The organism is Chromobacterium sp. FG89 (genome assembly GCF_057808735.1).
The window spans coordinates 20,845-39,520 of record NZ_JBMDIQ010000018.1 but is presented as its reverse complement, the minus strand read 5'-3'; the positions used below and the strand labels follow the sequence as shown (position 1 = coordinate 39,520).

At 63.8% G+C, this 18,676-nt stretch carries 19 protein-coding genes; 13 read left to right on the top strand and 6 right to left on the bottom strand.

Going from position 1 to position 18,676, the window contains the following annotated elements; all coding sequences use genetic code 11:
* The first annotated feature begins 91 nt into the window (after positions 1–91).
* The gene (locus tag ACODRW_RS17160; RefSeq protein WP_107798373.1) at positions 92–1,273 is read left to right on the top strand and encodes a dicarboxylate/amino acid:cation symporter; all 1,182 of its coding nucleotides are present in this window, start codon (positions 92–94) and stop codon (positions 1,271–1,273) included.
* A gap of 258 nt (positions 1,274–1,531) precedes the next feature.
* The gene (locus ACODRW_RS17155; protein ID WP_107798374.1) at positions 1,532–2,404 is read left to right on the top strand and encodes an EAL domain-containing protein; all 873 of its coding nucleotides are present in this window, start codon (positions 1,532–1,534) and stop codon (positions 2,402–2,404) included.
* Between the two features lie 132 nt (positions 2,405–2,536).
* Here the strand turns inward: ACODRW_RS17155 and ACODRW_RS17150 are convergent, their stop codons facing one another.
* Complete coding sequence (locus tag ACODRW_RS17150; protein ID WP_488906281.1) at positions 2,537–2,806, bottom strand: DUF4936 family protein; 270 nt, start codon at positions 2,804–2,806, stop codon at positions 2,537–2,539.
* Positions 2,807–2,899: 93 nt separating this feature from the next.
* Here ACODRW_RS17150 and ACODRW_RS17145 point away from each other — a divergent pair, with 93 nt between their 5' ends.
* The gene (locus ACODRW_RS17145; RefSeq protein ID WP_488906280.1) at positions 2,900–3,802 is read left to right on the top strand and encodes a prephenate dehydrogenase; all 903 of its coding nucleotides are present in this window, start codon (positions 2,900–2,902) and stop codon (positions 3,800–3,802) included.
* A gap of 3 nt (positions 3,803–3,805) precedes the next feature.
* Entirely contained in the window at positions 3,806–4,558 is a 753-nt protein-coding gene (locus ACODRW_RS17140; RefSeq protein ID WP_488906279.1) for an SDR family oxidoreductase, read from the top strand.
* Here the strand turns inward: ACODRW_RS17140 and ACODRW_RS17135 are convergent.
* Complete coding sequence (locus ACODRW_RS17135; RefSeq protein ID WP_488906278.1) at positions 4,542–5,444, bottom strand: LysR family transcriptional regulator; 903 nt, start codon at positions 5,442–5,444, stop codon at positions 4,542–4,544. The two genes, ACODRW_RS17140 and ACODRW_RS17135, sit on opposite strands and share 17 nt — an antisense overlap.
* A gap of 101 nt (positions 5,445–5,545) precedes the next feature.
* Between ACODRW_RS17135 and ACODRW_RS17130 the strand changes: the two genes are divergently transcribed.
* On the top strand, positions 5,546–6,808 hold the full coding sequence (locus ACODRW_RS17130) for an MFS transporter (protein WP_235089709.1): 1,263 nt from the start codon (positions 5,546–5,548) through the stop codon (positions 6,806–6,808).
* Between the two features lie 229 nt (positions 6,809–7,037).
* On the opposite strand, the gene mnmA is transcribed toward ACODRW_RS17130, so the two are convergent.
* Genes mnmA through ACODRW_RS17115 form a run of 3 tightly spaced genes read right to left on the bottom strand, consistent with a single transcriptional unit; the run spans position 7,038 to position 9,140 of the window.
* The gene (mnmA, locus tag ACODRW_RS17125; protein WP_107798379.1) at positions 7,038–8,114 is read right to left on the bottom strand and encodes a tRNA 2-thiouridine(34) synthase MnmA; all 1,077 of its coding nucleotides are present in this window, start codon (positions 8,112–8,114) and stop codon (positions 7,038–7,040) included.
* Entirely contained in the window at positions 8,111–8,659 is a 549-nt protein-coding gene (locus tag ACODRW_RS17120; RefSeq protein WP_233246647.1) for a hypothetical protein, read from the bottom strand. Before ACODRW_RS17120 ends, mnmA begins: the two co-directional genes overlap by 4 nt.
* Before the next feature lie 28 nt (positions 8,660–8,687).
* The gene (locus tag ACODRW_RS17115) at positions 8,688–9,140 is read right to left on the bottom strand and encodes an NUDIX hydrolase (protein WP_107798381.1); all 453 of its coding nucleotides are present in this window, start codon (positions 9,138–9,140) and stop codon (positions 8,688–8,690) included.
* Between the two features lie 107 nt (positions 9,141–9,247).
* Between ACODRW_RS17115 and ACODRW_RS17110 the strand changes: the two genes are divergently transcribed.
* On the top strand, positions 9,248–9,448 hold the full coding sequence (locus ACODRW_RS17110) for a bacterioferritin-associated ferredoxin (protein ID WP_019103980.1): 201 nt from the start codon (positions 9,248–9,250) through the stop codon (positions 9,446–9,448).
* 163 nt (positions 9,449–9,611) lie between these two features.
* A complete protein-coding gene (bfr, locus tag ACODRW_RS17105) occupies positions 9,612–10,088 on the top strand; it encodes a bacterioferritin (protein ID WP_107798382.1) in 477 nt (158 codons plus the stop codon).
* An 83-nt stretch (positions 10,089–10,171) separates the two neighbouring features.
* Here the strand turns inward: bfr and ACODRW_RS17100 are convergent, their stop codons facing one another.
* A complete protein-coding gene (locus ACODRW_RS17100) occupies positions 10,172–11,788 on the bottom strand; it encodes a YdgA family protein (protein ID WP_107798383.1) in 1,617 nt (538 codons plus the stop codon).
* A 222-nt stretch (positions 11,789–12,010) separates the two neighbouring features.
* Between ACODRW_RS17100 and ACODRW_RS17095 the strand changes: the two genes are divergently transcribed.
* The 6 genes from ACODRW_RS17095 to ACODRW_RS17070 all read left to right on the top strand — a co-directional run bounded on the left by ACODRW_RS17095 (position 12,011) and on the right by ACODRW_RS17070 (position 18,676).
* Positions 12,011–13,192, top strand: coding sequence for a DesA family fatty acid desaturase (locus tag ACODRW_RS17095; protein WP_107798384.1), 1,182 nt, complete (start codon positions 12,011–12,013; stop codon positions 13,190–13,192).
* A gap of 148 nt (positions 13,193–13,340) precedes the next feature.
* Positions 13,341–14,204, top strand: a complete 864-nt coding sequence (locus ACODRW_RS17090; protein ID WP_488906277.1) for a methyltransferase domain-containing protein — start codon at positions 13,341–13,343, stop codon at positions 14,202–14,204.
* Positions 14,205–14,282: 78 nt separating this feature from the next.
* Complete coding sequence (locus ACODRW_RS17085; RefSeq protein WP_107798385.1) at positions 14,283–15,659, top strand: pyridoxal-phosphate dependent enzyme; 1,377 nt, start codon at positions 14,283–14,285, stop codon at positions 15,657–15,659.
* A 59-nt stretch (positions 15,660–15,718) separates the two neighbouring features.
* Positions 15,719–16,864: a trans-sulfuration enzyme family protein gene (locus ACODRW_RS17080; protein WP_227107242.1), complete on the top strand. Its 1,146-nt coding sequence runs from the start codon at positions 15,719–15,721 to the stop codon at positions 16,862–16,864.
* A gap of 57 nt (positions 16,865–16,921) precedes the next feature.
* Entirely contained in the window at positions 16,922–17,269 is a 348-nt protein-coding gene (locus ACODRW_RS17075) for a RidA family protein (protein ID WP_107798387.1), read from the top strand.
* Between the two features lie 189 nt (positions 17,270–17,458).
* Positions 17,459–18,676: a M23 family metallopeptidase gene (locus tag ACODRW_RS17070; RefSeq protein ID WP_235089705.1), complete on the top strand. Its 1,218-nt coding sequence runs from the start codon at positions 17,459–17,461 to the stop codon at positions 18,674–18,676.

Here is an 18,676-nt window from a genome sequence, read left to right as displayed (position 1 = left end):
TGGCGCGCCGTGTCCGGACCGGGCATGGCGGCAAGCGCACGCGCGGATCGCGAACAACATTAGACCAAAGACCAAGCTCAGAGAGGTTGCCGTGAAATTGATTCTTAAACTACTGGCCGGCATGGCGGTTGGCCTGGCGCTGGGACTATGGGCCCCGGACGGCCCGCTGGCCCTGCTGATGACTTTCAAAGCCCTGTTCGGGCAGTTCATCGGCTTCATGATTCCGCTGATCATCGTGTTCTACATCATGAGCGGCATCGCCGCGCTGGAGTCCAACTCCGGCAAGATGCTGGGCTGGACCGTGGGGCTGGCTTACTGCTCCACCATTCTGTCCGGGCTGGCGGCTTTCGCCGTCGCCTCCGGCGTTTTGCCGTCCTTGATCGCTCAGGGCGTGCACGCCACCGACAAGCCGGCGGCGATCAAGGCCTTGTTCACGCTGGAGATCAAGCCGCTGTTCGATGTGATGACCGCGCTGATGCTGGCCTTCGTGTTCGGCCTCGGCATCGCCGTCACCCGCGCGCTGCGCCTCAAGGAGGTGGTGGATCAGGGCAAGGACATCGTCGAACTGGTCTTGGCCAAGGTGCTGATTCCGCTGCTGCCGGCCTATATCGCCTGCGTCTTCGCCGAGATGGCGGCCGACGGTTCGGTGTTTTCCACGCTGAAGACCTTCGGCGTGGTGCTGGTGCTGGCCATCGCCATGCACTGGATCTGGCTGACCCTGCTGTACACGGTGACTGGCCTCGCCAGCGGCCGCAATCCCTGGTCCTTGATCCGCAATATGTTGCCGGCCTACCTGACCGCGCTGGGCACCATGTCGTCGGCGGCGACGATTCCGGTGGCGCTGCGCTCGGCCAAGCAGATGAAGGTGTCCGGCCCGGTGGCGGATTTCGTGATGCCCTTGTGCGCCACCATCCATCTGTGCGGCTCCACCATCACCCTGGTCACCTGCGCCACCGCGGTGATGCTGATGACGGCCGGCCTGGACGTGCCGAGCTGGGACGTGATGTTCCCCTTCATCCTGCTCCTGGGCGTGACCATGGTGGCGGCGCCGGGCGCGCCGGGCGGCGCGGTGATGTCGGCGCTGGGCATTCTGGCCAGCATGCTGCACTTCCCCGAGGCCAGCCTGGCCTTGATGATCGCGCTCTACCTGGCTCAGGACAGCTTCGGCACCGCCTGCAACGTTACCGGCGACGGCGTGATCGCGCTGTGGCTGGATCGCATCATGGGCCGGCCGGCGGAAGCGGAAGGCAAGCCGGCTTCTCAGCAGGCCTAAATCCAAGTCATAGATTTATGTGAACTATACAACGAGCATTTAATTATTTTTAGAGATAAAGAGAGCCATGTATATTAAGCGGGTCTTTCTGGCGCAGTAGAGCGCTGGCGGCTTTTGGCGGCTTTGTCGTCAAAGGCAGCCTCTTACTGTTTGTCGGTTCAACAGAACCGCATGCAGGTTTCTCTCGTATCCTGTTTGGGCCGAACGATGTTCGGCCTTTTTTCTTGTTTGTTTTCTTGGCGCATGCCGGGAGGCGCAATGTCGGCGATGGCGGAGTGTGAGGTAGCGGTTCTGGACCTGGGCGCGCGGCAGGCGCGGGCGGCGTTGCCGCGTCTGAATCAGATGCTGGCGCGGCATGGCTTCGAGGCGGAGCCGCTGGCCTGGCGCGAAGAGCGCGTGCGCGGCCGGCATGAGGACTGGCGCTTCCGCAGCGTCTTCCAGCCGGTGTACCGCTTGCAGGACGGGGAGCCCAAGCTGTGGTCGGTGGAGGCGCTGGCGCGGGTGTCGGACCGCTTTGGCGGCCAGCTGATTCCCACCGTGCTGTTCGCCGCGGAAACCACGCCGCGCCGCACCGTGTACGTGGACCGGCAACTGCGCTGCCTGCACCTGCTCAATTTTCTGCTGCAATCGCCGCCGCCGGGCCTGGTGCTGTCGCTCAACGTCAATGCCCAGCATCTGGTGAACGTCAGCGAGGCGCACGGGCAATTCTTCGCCGAGGCCTTGCAACTGCTGGGGGTGGAGCCGCGCCATGTCTGCCTGGAAATCGTGGAGGACGCGGTCAGCGATCCGGTGCGGCTGCACGGCGCGGTGCAGCGCTACCGTGATCTCGGCTTTTTGATCTCTCTGGACGACTTTGGCCAGGGCGCGTCCAATCTGGAGCGGGTGTGGCTGCTGGAGCCGGATTACGTCAAGCTGGACAAGGTGTTGATGCGGCGCGCGCTGATGCGGCCGGCGCTGCGCGACAAGCTGGCCGAGCTGGTGGCCATCCTGAAGCTGCACGGCGCCAAGGTGGTGGGCGAGGGCATTGAAAGCGAGATGCAGCTGGACATTGCTCGCGCCGCCGGCTGCGATTTCGTCCAGGGCTTTCACTTGGCGCGGCCGACGGACAGCCTCAGCTGGCCAATTTCTTAGAACCTGTGTACGAGCTCGCGAGCTAAGGCGAAAACGGCAGAGAAAGCGGAGTGTACATGCGGTACATGAGCATTTCGAAGCGCTGCTCGCCGTGTAAGGTCTCACGACGCGCCGCAGATCATAAGCCGGTTCTTAATCCAGCGGCTGAAACCACTCCTCATGGCGGCTCAGCGCCGCCAGACCGCATTCGGCGCTGACATCCAGCCAGAGGCTGCGGAAAGCGTCGGCGTCGGCAATCCCTTCATACACTTCCATCCAGGTGCCGGCGTCGTCGCGGCGGCGCAGCAGGCGGCCGGCGACGCCGGCGCGGGCCAGGAGGCCGGCTTGCAGCGTTCGCAGCTGCGCAAGCAGGGGCGCGTTGTCCGCATCGACCTTGAAATAGCAATAAAAACTGTAGCGCATCGTATGTCCTAAGCAGGGCGCGCGGGATCGCGTCGCAACGGAGTGGTTGTCAGCCGACATTAGGCAGGTATGATAGCCGTTCTAGGTTCCGCCATGGATAGAGGAGAAGCGGTGCAGCAAGGGATGGATACCCTGGTGGTGGTGGGCGTCGGTTTGATCGGCGGCTCTTTCGCCTTGTCGCTGAAGCGCGCCGGGATGGCGCGGCATGTGATCGGCGTCGGCCGCACCCGGGAAAACCTGGAGCGGGCCTTGGAACTGGGCGTGGTGGACGAGATCAGCCAGGACTTGGCCGCCGTGGCCGAACGCGCCGATCTGGTGCTGTTGGCCTCGCCGGTGGGGCAGATGGGCGCGCTGATGGCGGCGATGGCGCCGAAGCTGCGGCCGGAGACCATCGTCACCGACGCCGGCAGCACCAAGGGCGACGTGGTGGAGCTGTATCGCCGGCATCTGCCGCGCCAGTTGGCGCATTGCGTGCCGGCGCATCCTATCGCCGGTTCCGATCTGTCCGGCGCCGCCGCCGCGCAGTACGGCCTGTACGAAAACCGCAAGGTGGTGTTGACGCCGCTGCCGGAAACGCAGCCGCAAGCCGCGGAGCGGGTGGCGGCGCTATGGCGCGCCTGCGGCGCGGACATCCACAGCATGACGGCGGAGGAGCACGACGCGGTGTTCGCCACCGTCAGCCACCTGCCGCATTTGCTGGCCTTCGCCTATGTGGACATGGTGGCGGGCAAGGCCGACGCCGAGCGCTGTTTCGACTTCGCCGCCACCGGGTTTCGCGATTTCACCCGCATCGCCGGCAGCCATCCGGAAATGTGGACCGATATCAGCCTGGCCAACCGCGACGCGCTGCTGCAGGAGCTGGACCGTTACCGCGCCGGGCTGGACCAACTGCGCCAGATGCTGGACGCCGGCGACGGCGAGCGGCTGGCGGAGCGTTTCGGCGCGGCGCGCGGCGCGCGCACGCGCTGGCATCAGCAATTCATGCGCAAGGCTTGATCCATGAATGAGGGCAAGGTGGTGCTGATCACCGGCGCTTCGCGCGGCATAGGCGCGGCGACGGCGCGGCTGGCGGCGGCGGAGGGCTGGCGCGTCGCCGTCAATTACCGCCGCGACCGGGCCGGGGCGGAGGCCGTGGCGGCCGAGTTGCGGCATGCGGGCGCGGACGCCGAAGCGTTTTGCGCCGATGTCTCGCTTGAGGCTGACATCGTCGGTCTGTTCGACGCGGTGGTGGGCCGCTACGGCCGCCTGGACGCCCTGGTCAACAATGCCGGCGTCACCGCGCCGATAGGCCGGTTGGAGGATTACTCGGCGCAGCGGGTGGAGCAGGTGTTGCGCAGCAATGTGCTGGGCCCCATTCTCTGCTGCCGCGAGGCGGTGCGCCGGATGTCCACCCGTCATGGCGGCGTTGGCGGCGCCATCGTCAACGTTTCTTCCGCCGCGTCGCGGCTGGGCTCGGCCGGCGAGTATGTCGATTACGCCGCCAGCAAGGGCGCCGTCGACACCCTAACCCTGGGTCTTGCGCGGGAAGTGGCCGCCGAAGGCATCCGCGTCAACGCGGTGCGCCCGGGCCTGATCCACACCGGCATTCATGCCGCCAGCGGCGAGCCGGGCAGGGTGGAGCGCCTGGCCGGCAGCGTGCCGATGGGGCGCGGCGGCGCGGCCGAGGAGGTGGCGGCCGCCATCGTCTGGCTGTTGTCCGACGCCAGCTCTTTTTGCACCGGCAGCCTGCTGGACGTCAGCGGGGGGCGTTGAGCCAGCGCTCGCGCATCAAGTTCAGAAACTGGTTGACCAGCGGCGAGTCTTCGTCCAGCCGCGTGGCCAAGCCCATCGCCAGATAAGCGCCCTCGTCCAGCAGCGGCACATAGCGCACGCCGGGAAGCCGCACGCATTCCAGCGGCGAGGGCAGGATGGCGATGCCGAGTCCGGCGGCCACCAGGCCGATCTGCGTGATCGCCTCGCCGGCCTCCTGCCGCGGCCGCCAGTCCATGCCTTGCCGGCTCGCCAGCTCGCGCAGCACCGTGTTCAAGCCGGTGCCGGCCTCCTGCGGGTAGCCGATCAGACTTTCCCCGCGCAATTGCTCCAAGCGCAGCGCCGGCAGGCCGGCCAGCGGATGCTCGGCGCTGATCACCACCCGCAGCGCGTCTCGCTGCAACTCCACCACCGCGATGTCCGGCATCGGCTCCAGGCCGTTGAAGCGGACGAAGCCGATATCCAACCGCCGTTGCAGCAAAGCCTGGTACTGGTCGGTGGTGAACATCTCGCGCAACTTGAGGCCGACCTCCGGGAAACGCAGACGATAGTCGTGCAGGCCGGCGTGCAGGATGGGGGACAGCGGCAGAGAAGAAGTGAAGCCTATGCTCAATTCGCCTATCTCGCCGCGCGCGGCGCGTCTGGCTTCCGCCGCGGCCAGTTCCGCGTCGGCCAGAATGCGCTGGGCCCGGCTCAGGAATTGGCGGCCGGCCTCGGTCAGCTCCACCTTGCGCTGGTGGCGGCGCAGCAGCCGCACGCCCAGCTCGGCCTCCAAGGCCTGGATCTGCTGGCTGAGCGGAGGCTGGCCGATATGCAGGCGCAGGGCGGCGCGGGTGAAATGCAGTTCTTCGGCAACGGCGACGAAGTAGCGTAGATGGCGTAGTTCCATGATTGATATTTTAAAAGTATCAAATGATGGTTAAATATATATTGGACTGCGCTTTCGGCCAAGACTAAGCTCAAAGCCATATTTCGCATTGAAAGCTTTTCATGTCCGCCGATTCCTCGTCACCCTGCCTAGGCGCCGTCGTACCGCCGCCGTCCGTCGCCCCCCTTCCGCCGGTCAAGCTGCACGCCGGCACCGCGGAATTCCGCGCCACCGCGCGCGCCATGTTCGTCGGCGGCTATTGCACTTTCGCCATGCTCTACGGCGCACAGCCGCTGATGCCGATGTTCGCGGAGGATTTCTCCTTGTCGCCGGCCGCCTCCAGCGGCGTGGTCTCGCTGGCCACCGGCAGCCTGGCCCTGAGCCTGATTCCCGCCGGCCTGCTGGCGGATCGCCTGGGCCGCCGCCCCTTGATGAACGCGGCGCTGGCGCTGGGCGCGCTGCTGATGCTGTTGTCGGCGCTTGCGGACAGCTTTCAGCATCTGCTGTGGCTGCGCGCGGCTTTCGGCGTGGCGCTGGCCGGCCTGCCGGCGGTGGCGATGACGTATCTGAGCGAGGAGGTAGACGCGAAATCTCTGGGCCACTCGATGGGCTTGTACATCGCTGGCAATGCCTTGGGCGGAATGAGCGGCCGTTTCATCGCCTCCTTGCTGGCGGATCATTTCGGCTGGCGCTGGGCCTTGTTGGCTTTGGCCTTGCTGGGCACGGCCGGCGCCTGGCTGTTTTGGCGCAATCTGCCGCCTTCCCGGCATTTCCAGCCGCGTCGGCATGATCTGGGCCGCATGTGGCGGGAGGCCAAGGCCCTGTTCCAAGACGCGGGTCTGCCTTACTTGTTCATCAGCGCCTTTCTGCTGTCCGGTTGTTTCGTCAGTTTGTACAACTACCTGGGTTTCCGTCTGCTGGCCGCGCCCTTCAATATGAGCCAGAGCCTGCTGGGGCTGGTGTTTTCGCTGTATATCGTCGGTGTCTGGTCATCGGCCTGGGTCGGCAAGCTGTCGGATCGCCTGGGCCGGCGCAATATGCTGTGGCTGATGGTGCTGGCCATGCTCTTGGGGCTGGCGCTGACCTTGAGCGATCACATCGTCCTGCTGGTGGCCGGCATCGCCTTGTTCACCTTCGGGTTTTTCGCCGGCCATTCGGTAGCCAGCAGCTGGGTGGGTTTGCGGGCGCGTCAGGGGAGGGCGCTGGCTTCGGCCATTTACTTGAGCGCCTACTATCTGGGCTCCAGTCTGGTGGGGTCTTTGTCCGGGCTGATGTGGGGCCGCGGCGCTTGGCAGGGCGTGGCCGCGGTCTTGGGGGCCAGCCTGGCGGCGATGCTGGCGATCAGCCTGGGCCTGAGGCGGCTGCCGCCCTTGCCGCAACCTTGAGTTTGAAAGAAAAAAGCCCTGCGGTTTGGCGCAGGGCTTTTTCATCGCATCGTCGGCGCTCAGCGGACTTTGAACCGCTGCTTAGAGCCTGTTTACGATCTGGCGAGCTAGGGCGAGACAAGGCGTTGCGGCTGAGAAAGCGGAGTGTACATAGGGTACATGAGCATTTCGAAGTCGGCACTCATCGCACAATGTCTCTACCGACGCGTAGCGGATCGTAAACAGGTTCTTATTGGATAATGCCGCCGCCCAGGCAGACGTCGCCGTCGTACAGCACCGCGGACTGGCCGGGGGTGACTGCCCATTGCTTGTCGCGGAACGTCAGCGTGGCCTGGCCGTCGACGATGGCGGACAGATTGCAGCCGGCGTCCGCCATGCGGTAGCGGTTCTTGGCCGCGTATTCGCCGGCCGCCGGCGGCGCCGGCAGCGTCCAGCTCAGGTCGGCCATCGCCAGCGTCGGCTTCAGCAGCAGCGGGTGGTCATGGCCTTGCACCACGATCAGCTTGTTGCCGGGGATGTCCTTGCCGGCGACGAACCACGGTTCTCCGGTGCCCTCGCGCGCGCCGCCTATATTCAGTCCCTTGCGCTGGCCCAGGGTGTAATACATCAGGCCGATATGCTCGCCCACCACCTTGCCGTCCGGCAGCATCATCTCGCCGGGCTGGGTGGGCAGATAACGCTGCAGGAAGTCGCGGAACGGACGTTCGCCGATGAAGCAGATGCCGGTGGAGTCTTTCTTGGCCGCGGTGGGCAGGCCGGCTTCCTCGGCCAGCTTGCGTACCTCGGTCTTGCGGATGTCGCCGAGCGGGAAGATGGACTTGGCCAATTGATGCTGCTGCAAACGGTAGAGGAAGTAACTCTGATCCTTGGTGTGGTCCACCGCCTTCATCAGATAGTGGGTGCCATCCTTTTCCAGTTTGCGCGCGTAGTGGCCGGTGGCGATGCAGTCGGCGCCCAGTTCCATCGCGTAGTCGAGAAAGGCCTTGAATTTGATTTCGGCGTTGCACAACACGTCGGGATTGGGCGTGCGGCCGGCGGAGTATTCCTTCAAGAAGTAGGAGAACACGCGGTCCTTGTACTCCTTGGCGAAGTTGACGATCTCCATGTCGATGCCGACGATGTCGGCCACGCTCATCGCGTCCAGCGCGTCCTGCTTGATCGAGCAGTATTCGTCGTCGTTGTCGTCTTCCCAGTTCTGCATGAAGACGCCGATCACCTCGTGCCCCTGCTGCTTCAGCAGCGAGGCGGTCACCGAGGAGTCCACGCCGCCGGACATGCCGACGACAATTCTTTTCTTACCCGTCATGGGGAATATCCTTCCATCCAAATATCGAGGGCAAGCACCACCGGGGCTTGCCCAAAGTCCTTGAACCAGCTGTCCACCGCCCAATCCTGGCCGGAGAGCAGGTCGCGCAGCACCGCGGTGTAATGCAGGTCGAGCAGGCGCGGCGCGCGCCAGGCCGGTTTGCCCACCGTGTGGTATTGCAGCCAGCCGTGATCCTGCAGATAAGTGAGGAAGGCGGTGACATTGCTGCTGTGGTCCACGCAGTCCATGCGGCCTTCGGCGGGCCCGTCGCGGAAATTGCCGCCCTTGTCTTGCCAAATGGGCAACGTGCGCGCGGCGATGTGATAAAGCGCGGTGACGGCGTCGCTGACGGCGGAACGTTCGGTTTCCGGGCTGTTTGCGGCGGACAGGCGAGCGGCGAGCCAGGCGTCGGCTTCGGCGGAGATGTCTACGTAGGCATGTCTGGAACAGCCGTAATGGTAGCAGATATTGATGGCGCTGGCTTGTGCCGCCCATGGGACGCCGGCCAGCAGAGCCAATAGGAAAGACAATGATCTCAAGGACATGCCGGCTCCGGGCGGTGGGCTTGGGCGGTCAGCGGCCCAGATGATGGATCAGCGCCAGGGGGTGGCGTTTGCCGGCGCGATAGTCGTCCAGGCATTGCTGCACCACCGGGCTGCGATGCTGGGCGCGCAGCGAGACGATGTCCTCGTGGCTCAGCCATTGCGCGGACAGGATGCCGTCGTCCAGCCGCGGATAGTCCTCGCGGCGCAAGGGGTGGCCGTAGAAGGCGAAGCGCAGATAGGTGATGTCGCTGTTGGGCCGGTCCACCAGATAAATGCCCACCAGGCCCAAGGGCCGGAAGTGCCAGCCGGTTTCCTCCAGCACTTCGCGTTTCACCGCGTCTTCCAGCGTTTCGCCGTATTCCAGATGACCGGCGGGCTGGTTGAAGCAGATGCCGTCGCTGGTCACCTCTTCCACCATTAGGTAGCGCCCGTCCAGCTCAATGACTGCCGCAACTGTCGCATTTGGTTTCCACTGCGTCATGGTCTGCGCTTTCTTGTTGACAATGATTCTTGTTTGAATCTATATTCTTGATAACGATTCTCGATTACTTTAACTCAATCCCGTCTTCATTCACCACCGGAACTGCCATGTACGTTTGCCTCTGCCACGCTGTAACTGACAAGCAAATCCGCGAAGCGGTACACAACGGGGCAACCCGCATGTGCGATCTGAGCCGCGAGCTTGGGGTGGCGACCGATTGCGGCAAGTGCGCCTGCATGGCTAACCAACTTCGCAAGGAGGCTGTCCACGCGCTTGGTCCGGCTTCGACCGCGCGCAGCGCCGCTTAATTCCTGACCCCGTCTGTTGCTTAGTCTCGGCCAAGGCCGGACGAACTGCAAATCCCCCACGCACCGCGTCAAGCGGGGCGAAGTCCTTTATTTTGGCTGTGATAACTTGAGACTGGCGCGCGCTATGTCATAATGGAAGAATCATTTCTTCCCGGAGAGCGCGATGCAAGGCGATAAAAAAGTTATCAAGTATCTGAACCAGATCCTCAAGAACGAACTGACCGCGATCAACCAGTACTTTCTGCATGCCCGCATGTACAAGAACTGGGGCTTGAAGAAGCTGAACGAGCACGAGTATCACGAGTCCATCGACGAGATGAAGCACGCCGACGCGCTGATCGAGCGCGTGCTGTTCCTGGAAGGGCTGCCGAATCTGCAGGACCTGGGCAAGTTGCATATCGGCGAGAATCCGAAGGAAATGCTGGAGTGCGACCTGAAACTGGAAATGGACGCGCTGCCGCTGTTGCGCGAAGCCATCGCCTACTGTGAAAGCGCCAAGGACTACGTGACCCGCGACTTGCTGGAAGACATTCTGGAGAGCGAGGAAGAACATGTGGACTGGCTGGAGACGCAGTTGGGCCTGATCGAAAGCGTGGGCCTGCAGAATTATCTGCAAAGCCAGATGCACGACGACGATTAAGCGCCGCAAGGTTTCGACCGGGTCGGAAAAGAAAAAGGGCTGTCGTATGACAGCCCTTTTTGCGTGCGGCGTGGGCCGCCGTCTTACTTCTTCTTGTCGGCGCTCTTGTCCGTATGCTTGTCGGAGCCGGGCTGGGAGGCGTCGCGCGGCGCTTCCGCCTCGATCTCCTCCCAGGGCAGGGCCACCTTCTTCTTATTGATGGTCAGCACGCCGCCGCCGTAGTTGAGTTCGGTGTTGATCTGGCCTTTGTCCTCAACGATGTACTGCTCGCTCTTCCACTGCGCCAATTGGCTGTCCAGTAGGTTTTTGGCCAGGTCTTCCACTTCCTTCATATTGGGCTGGTCTTCGGCGCTCTGATCGACGGTGAACAGCGTACGCGCCTGGGCGATCACCAGGTCTTCCAGCGTCTGGCGCGGCAGGCTGAGCTTGGCGTCCACTTCGAAGCGTCTGATGAACTGCGCGGCGTCGTTGAGATCCGCGGCTTGCAGGCCCTTGACGCCCAGGCTGCCCTCCAGCTTGGCTTCGCCGTTGGGCATCTTCAGGTAGAACTCGTTGATCACCACTTTGGGATCGTTTTGCAGCAGCGGAATCCCGTTCTTCTTGATGGTGTCGATGTATTGCTTGCGCAGCAGCGCCGGGTCCACGCCTTCGAACGGAATCTGGCCGATGGCCTGATCCAGTTTGACCAGGGTCGGGCCGTGCAGATGGTTGGCCGAGATGTCCAGGCGCATCGGACCGTAGCGGTGGTCGTTGAAGTTGAACTCGGCGAAGTTGAGTTTGCCGCGGGTGTTGACGTAGTCGTCCTGCTCGCTGGTGACGATCTGATAGCGGAAGTCCTTCAGCGTCACCGCGGACGGCTTGAATTCGCCGGACGGATTGATGAACTCGCCGACGCGCACGCGGGTCATCAGGTAGACCAGCTCGTTCAGCTTGATGCTGTAGGGCACGCTTTCGCGGGAGTTGAGCCGGACATTGCCCACGGTCAGTTCGCTGGTGCCCAGCTTGACCCCGGTGTTGCCGGGGCGGATGTCGGAGACGTAGCGCACGCCGTCGAAGGCCACGGTTCCCTTGCTGGCGGCTTCCAGCAGGAAGCCGGGCGACAGCGCCTCGCTCTTGTATTCCTTATAACCGTTGGCGTAGTCGAGCTTCAGGTCGAAGCCCTTCCATTTCATCTTTACGCCGGACAGCGCTTCTTCATAGTCGAAGGCCGGCACCTTGACGTCCAGTTCGCCGCCGCCGCCGAAGCCCAGACGGTTGAAGATGGTGATGGGTTCCTTGTCGCCGAAGAAGCTGGCCAGCGTCTTGCGGGTGGAGTCGCTCATCGCGAACTCGGTGCGCACCAGCGCGCGGCCGGGCCGGAAATCGAAATCGCCGATGCCGGGGAGGGGGCCGTGTTTGACGTGGTTGGTGAACTTGATGGTGGCGTTCAGCAGCGGCTTCACATTGTCGGGCAGCATGTTTTCATACGGGCCGGACAAATGGCGATTGAACACCAGTTCGGTGGTTTCCGTGGAGGAGAACCAGCCGCGTTGGTAGCTGTGGGATTTGACTTTGAACAGCGGCAGGTCGGCCAGCATCTTGTGCTGTTCCTGCAAGGTCTGCTCCGCCTTGACGCCGGCCCACAGGGTCGCGCCTCCATACAGAACGAACAGGCCACCGAGGGTGGCGCCGGCAATGATCAGACGACGATTTGGCAACACTAGCGCTTTTTCTTAACTAGGATGGAATGAGGCCCTATGGTACACCATCGTCCACCGCTTGCGTTACTGCCGGCGCGTGAACCGGAGGGCGTCGGCGGGGTCCAAGTTGGGCGTTTGCGGCGGCGGGTTGCCGGCGCAAGCGCAAAACGGTCTGACATCGGCGGGCCGCTTGTATAGAATAGAGTCTTTCTTCTAGATTGCTTTACGAGGCGCGATTAGTACATGAATTGGATAAACGGCGTGCTTGACCTCCCCTGGTGGGGCTATATCGTGGTCGCTTTGGCGCTGACCCACGTCACCATCGCATCGGTCACCATCTTTCTGCATCGTCACCAAGCGCACCGCGCGCTCGATCTGCATCCCATCCCCAGCCACTTCTTCCGCTTCTGGCTGTGGCTGACCACCGGCATGGTCACCAAGCAATGGGCCGCCATCCATCGCAAACACCACGCCAAGTGCGAGACCGCGGACGATCCGCACAGCCCGCAGGTCTTGGGCATCAAGAAGGTCCTGTGGGAGGGCGCGGAACTGTACCGCGGCGCTTGCAAGGATCAGGCCATCATGGACAAGTTCGGCCACGGCACGCCGGACGATTGGCTGGAACGCAATGTCTACACCCGCCACAGCGCCAAGGGCATCGTGCTGATGCTGCTGATCAATCTGGTCTTGTTCGGGCCGGCTGGCCTGACGATCTGGGCGGTGCAGATGATCTGGATTCCGTTCTGGGCGGCCGGGGTGATCAACGGCATCGGCCACTTCTGGGGCTATCGCAATTTCGAGAACGAGGACGCGTCCACCAATATCTTCCCCTGGGGCATTCTGGTGGGCGGCGAAGAGCTGCACAACAACCATCATACCTTCGGCACCTCGGCCAAGCTGTCGTATAAATGGTACGAGTTCGACATCGGCTGGATGTATATCCGCATCCTGGAAATCCTGGGCCTGGCCAAGGTGCGCAAGGTGGCGCCGCGGCTGGCCGAGGACGCTTCGCGCCCGCAACTGGACCTGGAACATCTGCAGGCCATCATTTCCAACCGCTACGCCATCGCCTCCCGTTATGCGCGCGAGTTGAAAGAGGTGTACCGCAGCGAGCTGGACAAGATCAATCTGCCGGACTTTTCCGGTAGCAAGCTGAGCGGCAAGATGAAGGTGTGGCTGAAGCAGGACGCCAAGGACACGCCGGAAACCGAGCGCATGCAGTTGGCCACCTTGCTGGAGCACAGCCAGGTGCTGGCCACCGTGTATTCGATGCGCCAGGAGCTGACCCGTCTGTGGGAGCGTTCCACGCTGAGCCGCGAGCAGCTGCTCAAGGAACTGCAGGACTGGTGCACCCGCGCCGAGGCCTCCGGCATCGCCGCCTTGCAGCGCTTCTCGATCAGCCTGCGTCAGGCGGCCATGGTTTAAGCCTGTCCGACTCGATGAAAACCCGCGGCGCGCCGCGGGTTTTTTTGCGTCCGCGCAGGCTTGGGGCGGGGTGGATAGACTCGTTTTTTATATGAAAATAAGAAATAAAATTTATATTTGTAATAATAATTGGAAATATAATGTGGCCATGTTGATGCAACTCTGCGAGATGGACATGGCCACATTGCAACTGACCGACGGGGCGAGCGAGCTGCCCTATATTCATGGTTTTTCCGCCGCCGAACAGGCGCGCCTGGTGCGCCAGGCGCGCTTCTCCGAGTCCGTGGTCTACCGGGACATCGATTTCTCCGGCGTCGGCCAGCTGCTGGAGGTGGGGTGCGGGGTGGGCGCGCAGACAGAGATCCTGTTGCGGCGTTATCCGGACCTGGAGGTCATCGGCGTCGACTTCAGCCAGCGTCAGCTGGCGGTGGCGCGTCAGCGTTTGCAGGGCAGCCCCTGGCAGGACCGCGCCCGGCTGCTGCATATGGACGCCGAGGATCTGGATTTCCAGCCGGCCAGTTTCGACGCCGCCTTTCTGTGCTGGGTGCTGGAGCATGTCTTGTCGCCGGAGCGGGTGTTGGCCGAAGTGCGGCGCGTGCTGAAGCCGGGCGCGCGGCTGTACGCCACCGAGGCGATGAACGCGTCCTTCTTTCTATCGCCTTATTCCTCGAACCTGCAGCAGTACTGGCTGGCCTTCAATGACCATCAACTGGCGGTGGGCGGCGATCCCTTCGTCGGCGCCAAGCTGGGCAATATGCTGCTGCGCCTGGGCTTTCGCCATGTGGAGACCCAGGTCAAGACCTGGCATCTGGACAGCCGCGATCCGCATCGTCGCCAGCAAGTGCTGGATTACTGGACCGAGCTCTTGCTGTCGGCCGCGGATCAGCTGATCGAGGCGAAACGGGTGGACGCCGCGCTGGTGGCGGCGATGACGCGGGAACTGCGCCAATTGCGCAGCAATCCGGAACTGGTGTTTTTCTATAGTTTTCTGCAAGCCACCGCCGTGGTGTGAAGCGGCGTTTTTTTATTTTCGATATAACTACAAGTTGTTAAAAACAATATTTATATGCGGTAGCTAGGAGATTTCAATATGCAAGACCAATCCGTTTTGTCCTTAATCGGCAATACGCCGCTGGTGAAGGTGACGCATCTGGACACCGGCCTGTGCGAGCTGTATCTGAAACTGGAAAGCCACAATCCGGGCGGCTCGATCAAGGATAGGGTGGCGCTGTCCATGATTGCCGCGGCCGAGCGCGAAGGCAAGCTGAAGCCGGGCGGCACCATCGTCGAGGCCACCGCCGGCAACACCGGCCTGGGGCTGGCGCTGGTGGCTTCGCAAAAAGGCTATCGGCTGGTGTTGGTGGTGCCGGACAAAATGAGCCGGGAGAAGATTCTGCATCTGCAGGCGCTGGGCGCGGAAGTGGTGTTGACCCGCTCCGACGTGGGCAAGGGGCATCCGGAGTATTACCAGGACCTCGCCGCGCGTATCGCCAAGGAAACGCCGGACGCTTACTACATCGATCAATTCAACAACCCGGCCAATCCGCTGGCGCATGAAACCGGCACCGGCCCGGAAATCTGGGAGCAGACGCGCCATGAACTGGACGCGGTGGTGGTGGGCGTGGGCTCCAGCGGCACGCTGACCGGGCTGACGCGTTTCTTCAGCCGGGAGGCGCCGCGGGTGGAAATCGTGCTGGCGGACCCGGTGGGCTCGGTGCTGGCGGATCATGTCGAGACCGGACGCCACGGCGAGGCCGGCAGCTGGCTGATCGAAGGCATAGGCGAGGACTTCATCCCGCCGCAAACCGACTTCAGCCTGGTCAAGCGCGCCTACCGCATCAGCGATCAGGAAAGCTTCGACAGCGCCCGCCTGCTGCTGAGCCGGGAAGGCATTCTGGCGGGCTCCTCCTCCGGCGCGCTGCTGGCGGCGGCCTTGCGCTATTGCCGCGCCCAGACCGAGCCCAAGCGCGTGGTGACGCTGGTCTGCGACAGCGGCAACAAGTATCTGTCCAAGATGTACAACGACGATTGGCTGGTGGACAACGGCCTGGTGGAGCTGCCGCGGCTGGGCGATTTGACCGATCTGATCGTGCGCCGCCACGCCGACGGCAGCACCGTCTCTTGCCACCCGGACGAGCCCTTGAACGTGGTCTATCAGCGCATGCGCCTGCACGATGTGTCGCAGTTGCCGGTGCTGGCCGACGATAAGGTGGTCGGCATCCTGGACGAATGGGACTTGCTGCTGTCGGTGCACGGCGAGCCGGAAAACTTCCGCCAGAACGTGCGCAGCGCGATGACCAGCGAGGTGCGGACCCTGTCGCCGCGCGCTTCGCTGCAAGACCTGCTGCATATTTTCAACGACGGCCACGTCGCCCTAATGGTGGACGGCGAGCGCTACCTGGGCCTGATCACCCAGGCCGATCTGCTGGCCTTCTGGCGCCGTCAGCCTCGCTCGCGCGCCGTCTAGCTCCTCCTCATCCCGGCCGGTCCAAGCGGGGCCGGCCACCCGCATTGCGAGAAAACGTCATGACTGATTTCAATACTTTGTCCATCACCGCCGGTCTGCATCAAGACGCCTTCGGCGCGGTGATTCCGCCCATTTACGCCACCTCCACCTACCGGCAGCACGCGCCGGGCGAGCACAGCGGCTACGAGTATTCCCGCTCGCAGAACCCGACGCGCGAGGCCTTGGAGCGGGCCTTGGCGGAGTTGGAGGACGGCGCGCGCGGCTACGCCTTCCCTTCCGGCCTGGCGGCCATCGCCACGGTGCTGGAGCTGCTGCCGGCCGGCAGCCATCTGATCGCGGTCAACGATCTGTACGGCGGCACTTACCGATTGTTCGAACAGGTGCGCAAGCAAAGCGCGCAGCTGGAGATCAGCTATGTGGCGTCGGAAGACCTTGCCGCCTTGCAGGCGGCGATCCGGCCGAATACCCGGATGATCTGGGTGGAAACCCCGTCCAATCCGCTGAACCAACTGGTGGACCTGGCGGCGGTGGCCGATCTGGGGCGGCGGCACGGCCTGATCACGGTGGCGGACAACACCTTCGCCTCGCCGGTGGTGCAGCGCCCGCTGGCCTTCGGTTTCGACATCGTCGTGCATTCCGCCACCAAATACCTGAACGGTCATTCCGATGTGATCGCCGGCGCGGCGGTGGTCAGCCGCCGGCGGCCGGAGCTGGCCGAGCAACTGGCCTTCCTGCACAACGCGGTGGGCGCGGTGCTGGACCCGTTCGCCAGTTTCCTGGTGCTGCGCGGCCTGCGCACGCTGGCCTTGCGGGTGGAGCGCCACAATAGCAACGCGCTGGCGGTGGCGCGTTGGCTGGAAACCCAGCCGCAGGTGGAGCGGGTCTTGTATCCGGGCCTGTCCAGCCATCCGCAACATGAGCTGGCGCGCAGCCAGATGCGGGGTTACGGCGGGGTGGTGTCCTTTTATCTGAAAGGCGACGCCGAAGAAACGCGGCGGGTGCTGGCGCGGCTGAAGCTGTTCACGCTGGCGGAGAGCCTGGGCGGGGTGGAGAGCTTGGTCTGCCTGCCGGCGGCGATGACGCATGCGTCGATTCCGCTTGAACGTCGGCGCGAGCTGGGCATCGCCGACAACCTGATCCGCTTGTCGGTGGGCATCGAAGGCGAGGCGGCGCTGATCGAGGACTTGCGCCAGGCATGGCAATAGCCGGCGCGGCCGGGTTAGAATCTTCGTCTTGTTCCGACTCACCCAAGGGGAATCCGCATGAGCATTTATCGTCACAAGCAGGGCGCGCGTCTGGCAGAAGCCGTGGTCACCAACGGCCTGATCTTCCTGGCCGGCCAGGTGCCGGAAAACACCGAGGCCGACGCCAAGGCGCAAACTGAAAACGTGCTGGGCCAGATCGACGCGCTGTTGGCGGAACTGGATTCGGACAAGAGCAAGATCGTCGACGTCACCATCTTCCTGGCCAGCCTGGCCGATTACGACGCGATGAACGCCGCCTGGGACGCCTGGGTGCCGGCCGGCCATGTGCCGGCGCGCGCCACGGTGGAGGCCAAACTGGCCAACCCGGCCTGGAAGGTGGAAATCAAGCTGGTGGCCGCGCGCTGACATCGCCTCGCCGCCGCTACCGCCCACGTCCTGCGACGTGGGCTTTTTTTATCGATTTTTGCCGGCTGTCTGCTGAGCCAAAGGCCAGCAGGAAATAAGGATGGGGCTTTCTATAACCCTATGGTTTGCGGCGCAATGCTATTGGCATTGCGTCGCTTTGGTTTTTCCCAACCAGGAATGGAGCCCGAAATGAAACAAGCAGCTCTGATGATGGCCGTATTGGCGGCCTTGGCCGGCGGCGCGCAGGCGGAATCGAAGCAGCCGGACCCCTTATTGCGCCAGGCGGCGGTCAAGGCCTTGCAGCCCATGCTGCCGCTGGCCAAGGGGGAGATGCTGGACATGCTGGTGGAGGTCAACCGCGATAGCGCCGACGGCGGCTGGGTGCTGGGATCGGTGACCCAGCCGCTGCCGACGATGACCACGATCGCGGCGATGGATCATGTGCCGGTGTCCAGGCTGTTCCTGGCGCGCCGCGACGCGCAGGGCTGGACGCTGGAACTGGAAGGCAGTCCGGGCTTCGCCGCGATGCTGAGCCTGGCGCCGGCCGATTGGCTCAACGCGGACGAGCGTCGCGCCTGGGGCAGCCAGTCGGCCAGGCCGGGCTTGCCGTTCGCGCCCAACGCCACCGGTCTGGGCCTGCCGTGGCGGCAAGGCGCGGCCTGGCGCATGACCGGCGGCCCGCACGGCTATAGCGGGGAAAGCCAGCCTTACGATTCCATCGACTTCGCCGGCGGCGACGGCAGGGTGTTGGCGCCACAGGCCGGGGTGATCTACAAGAGCTGCGTGCGCGGCGGCAGCGGCTTAGTCAAGCTGGTGCACGACAACGGCTTCTCGTCCACCTACTACCATATGATCAATTTGAACACGCTGGCGGACGGAACGCGGGTCAATCCGGGCGCGTATCTCGGCACCATAGGCAACGGCCTGCCGTGCGGCGGCAGCACCACCGGCCCGCACGTGCATTTCTCCCTCTTGTATCAGGGCCGGGCCGAGCCGGTGAACGGCAAGCTGTTCGGCGGCTGGCAGTTCTTCGCCGGCAACCGCGCCTATCAGGGCTATGCCTTGCGCAACGGGACGCGGGTCAATGTCGGCGGCCTGCTGAACAATTACGGCGGCGGAGGCGCGCCGGCCGGCGCCAGCGGCGTGGCGACGCCGGCGAAGGGCGAGGGAAGGGTGAACCTGCGCAGCGCGCCCAGCCTGAGCGCCGGCATCACCGGCGCGGTCAGCCGCGGCGACAGCGTCGCCTTGCAGTGCCATGTGCGCGCCGAGGCGGTGGAGGGGGTGTGGGGCCGCACCGATGTGTGGAACCGCACCCGCGGCGGCGACTGGATCAGCGACGGCTTCCTGGACACCGGCAGCAACGGGCCGGTGGTGCCGCTGTGCGCGTCGGCCAGCCGGCCCTGGTGA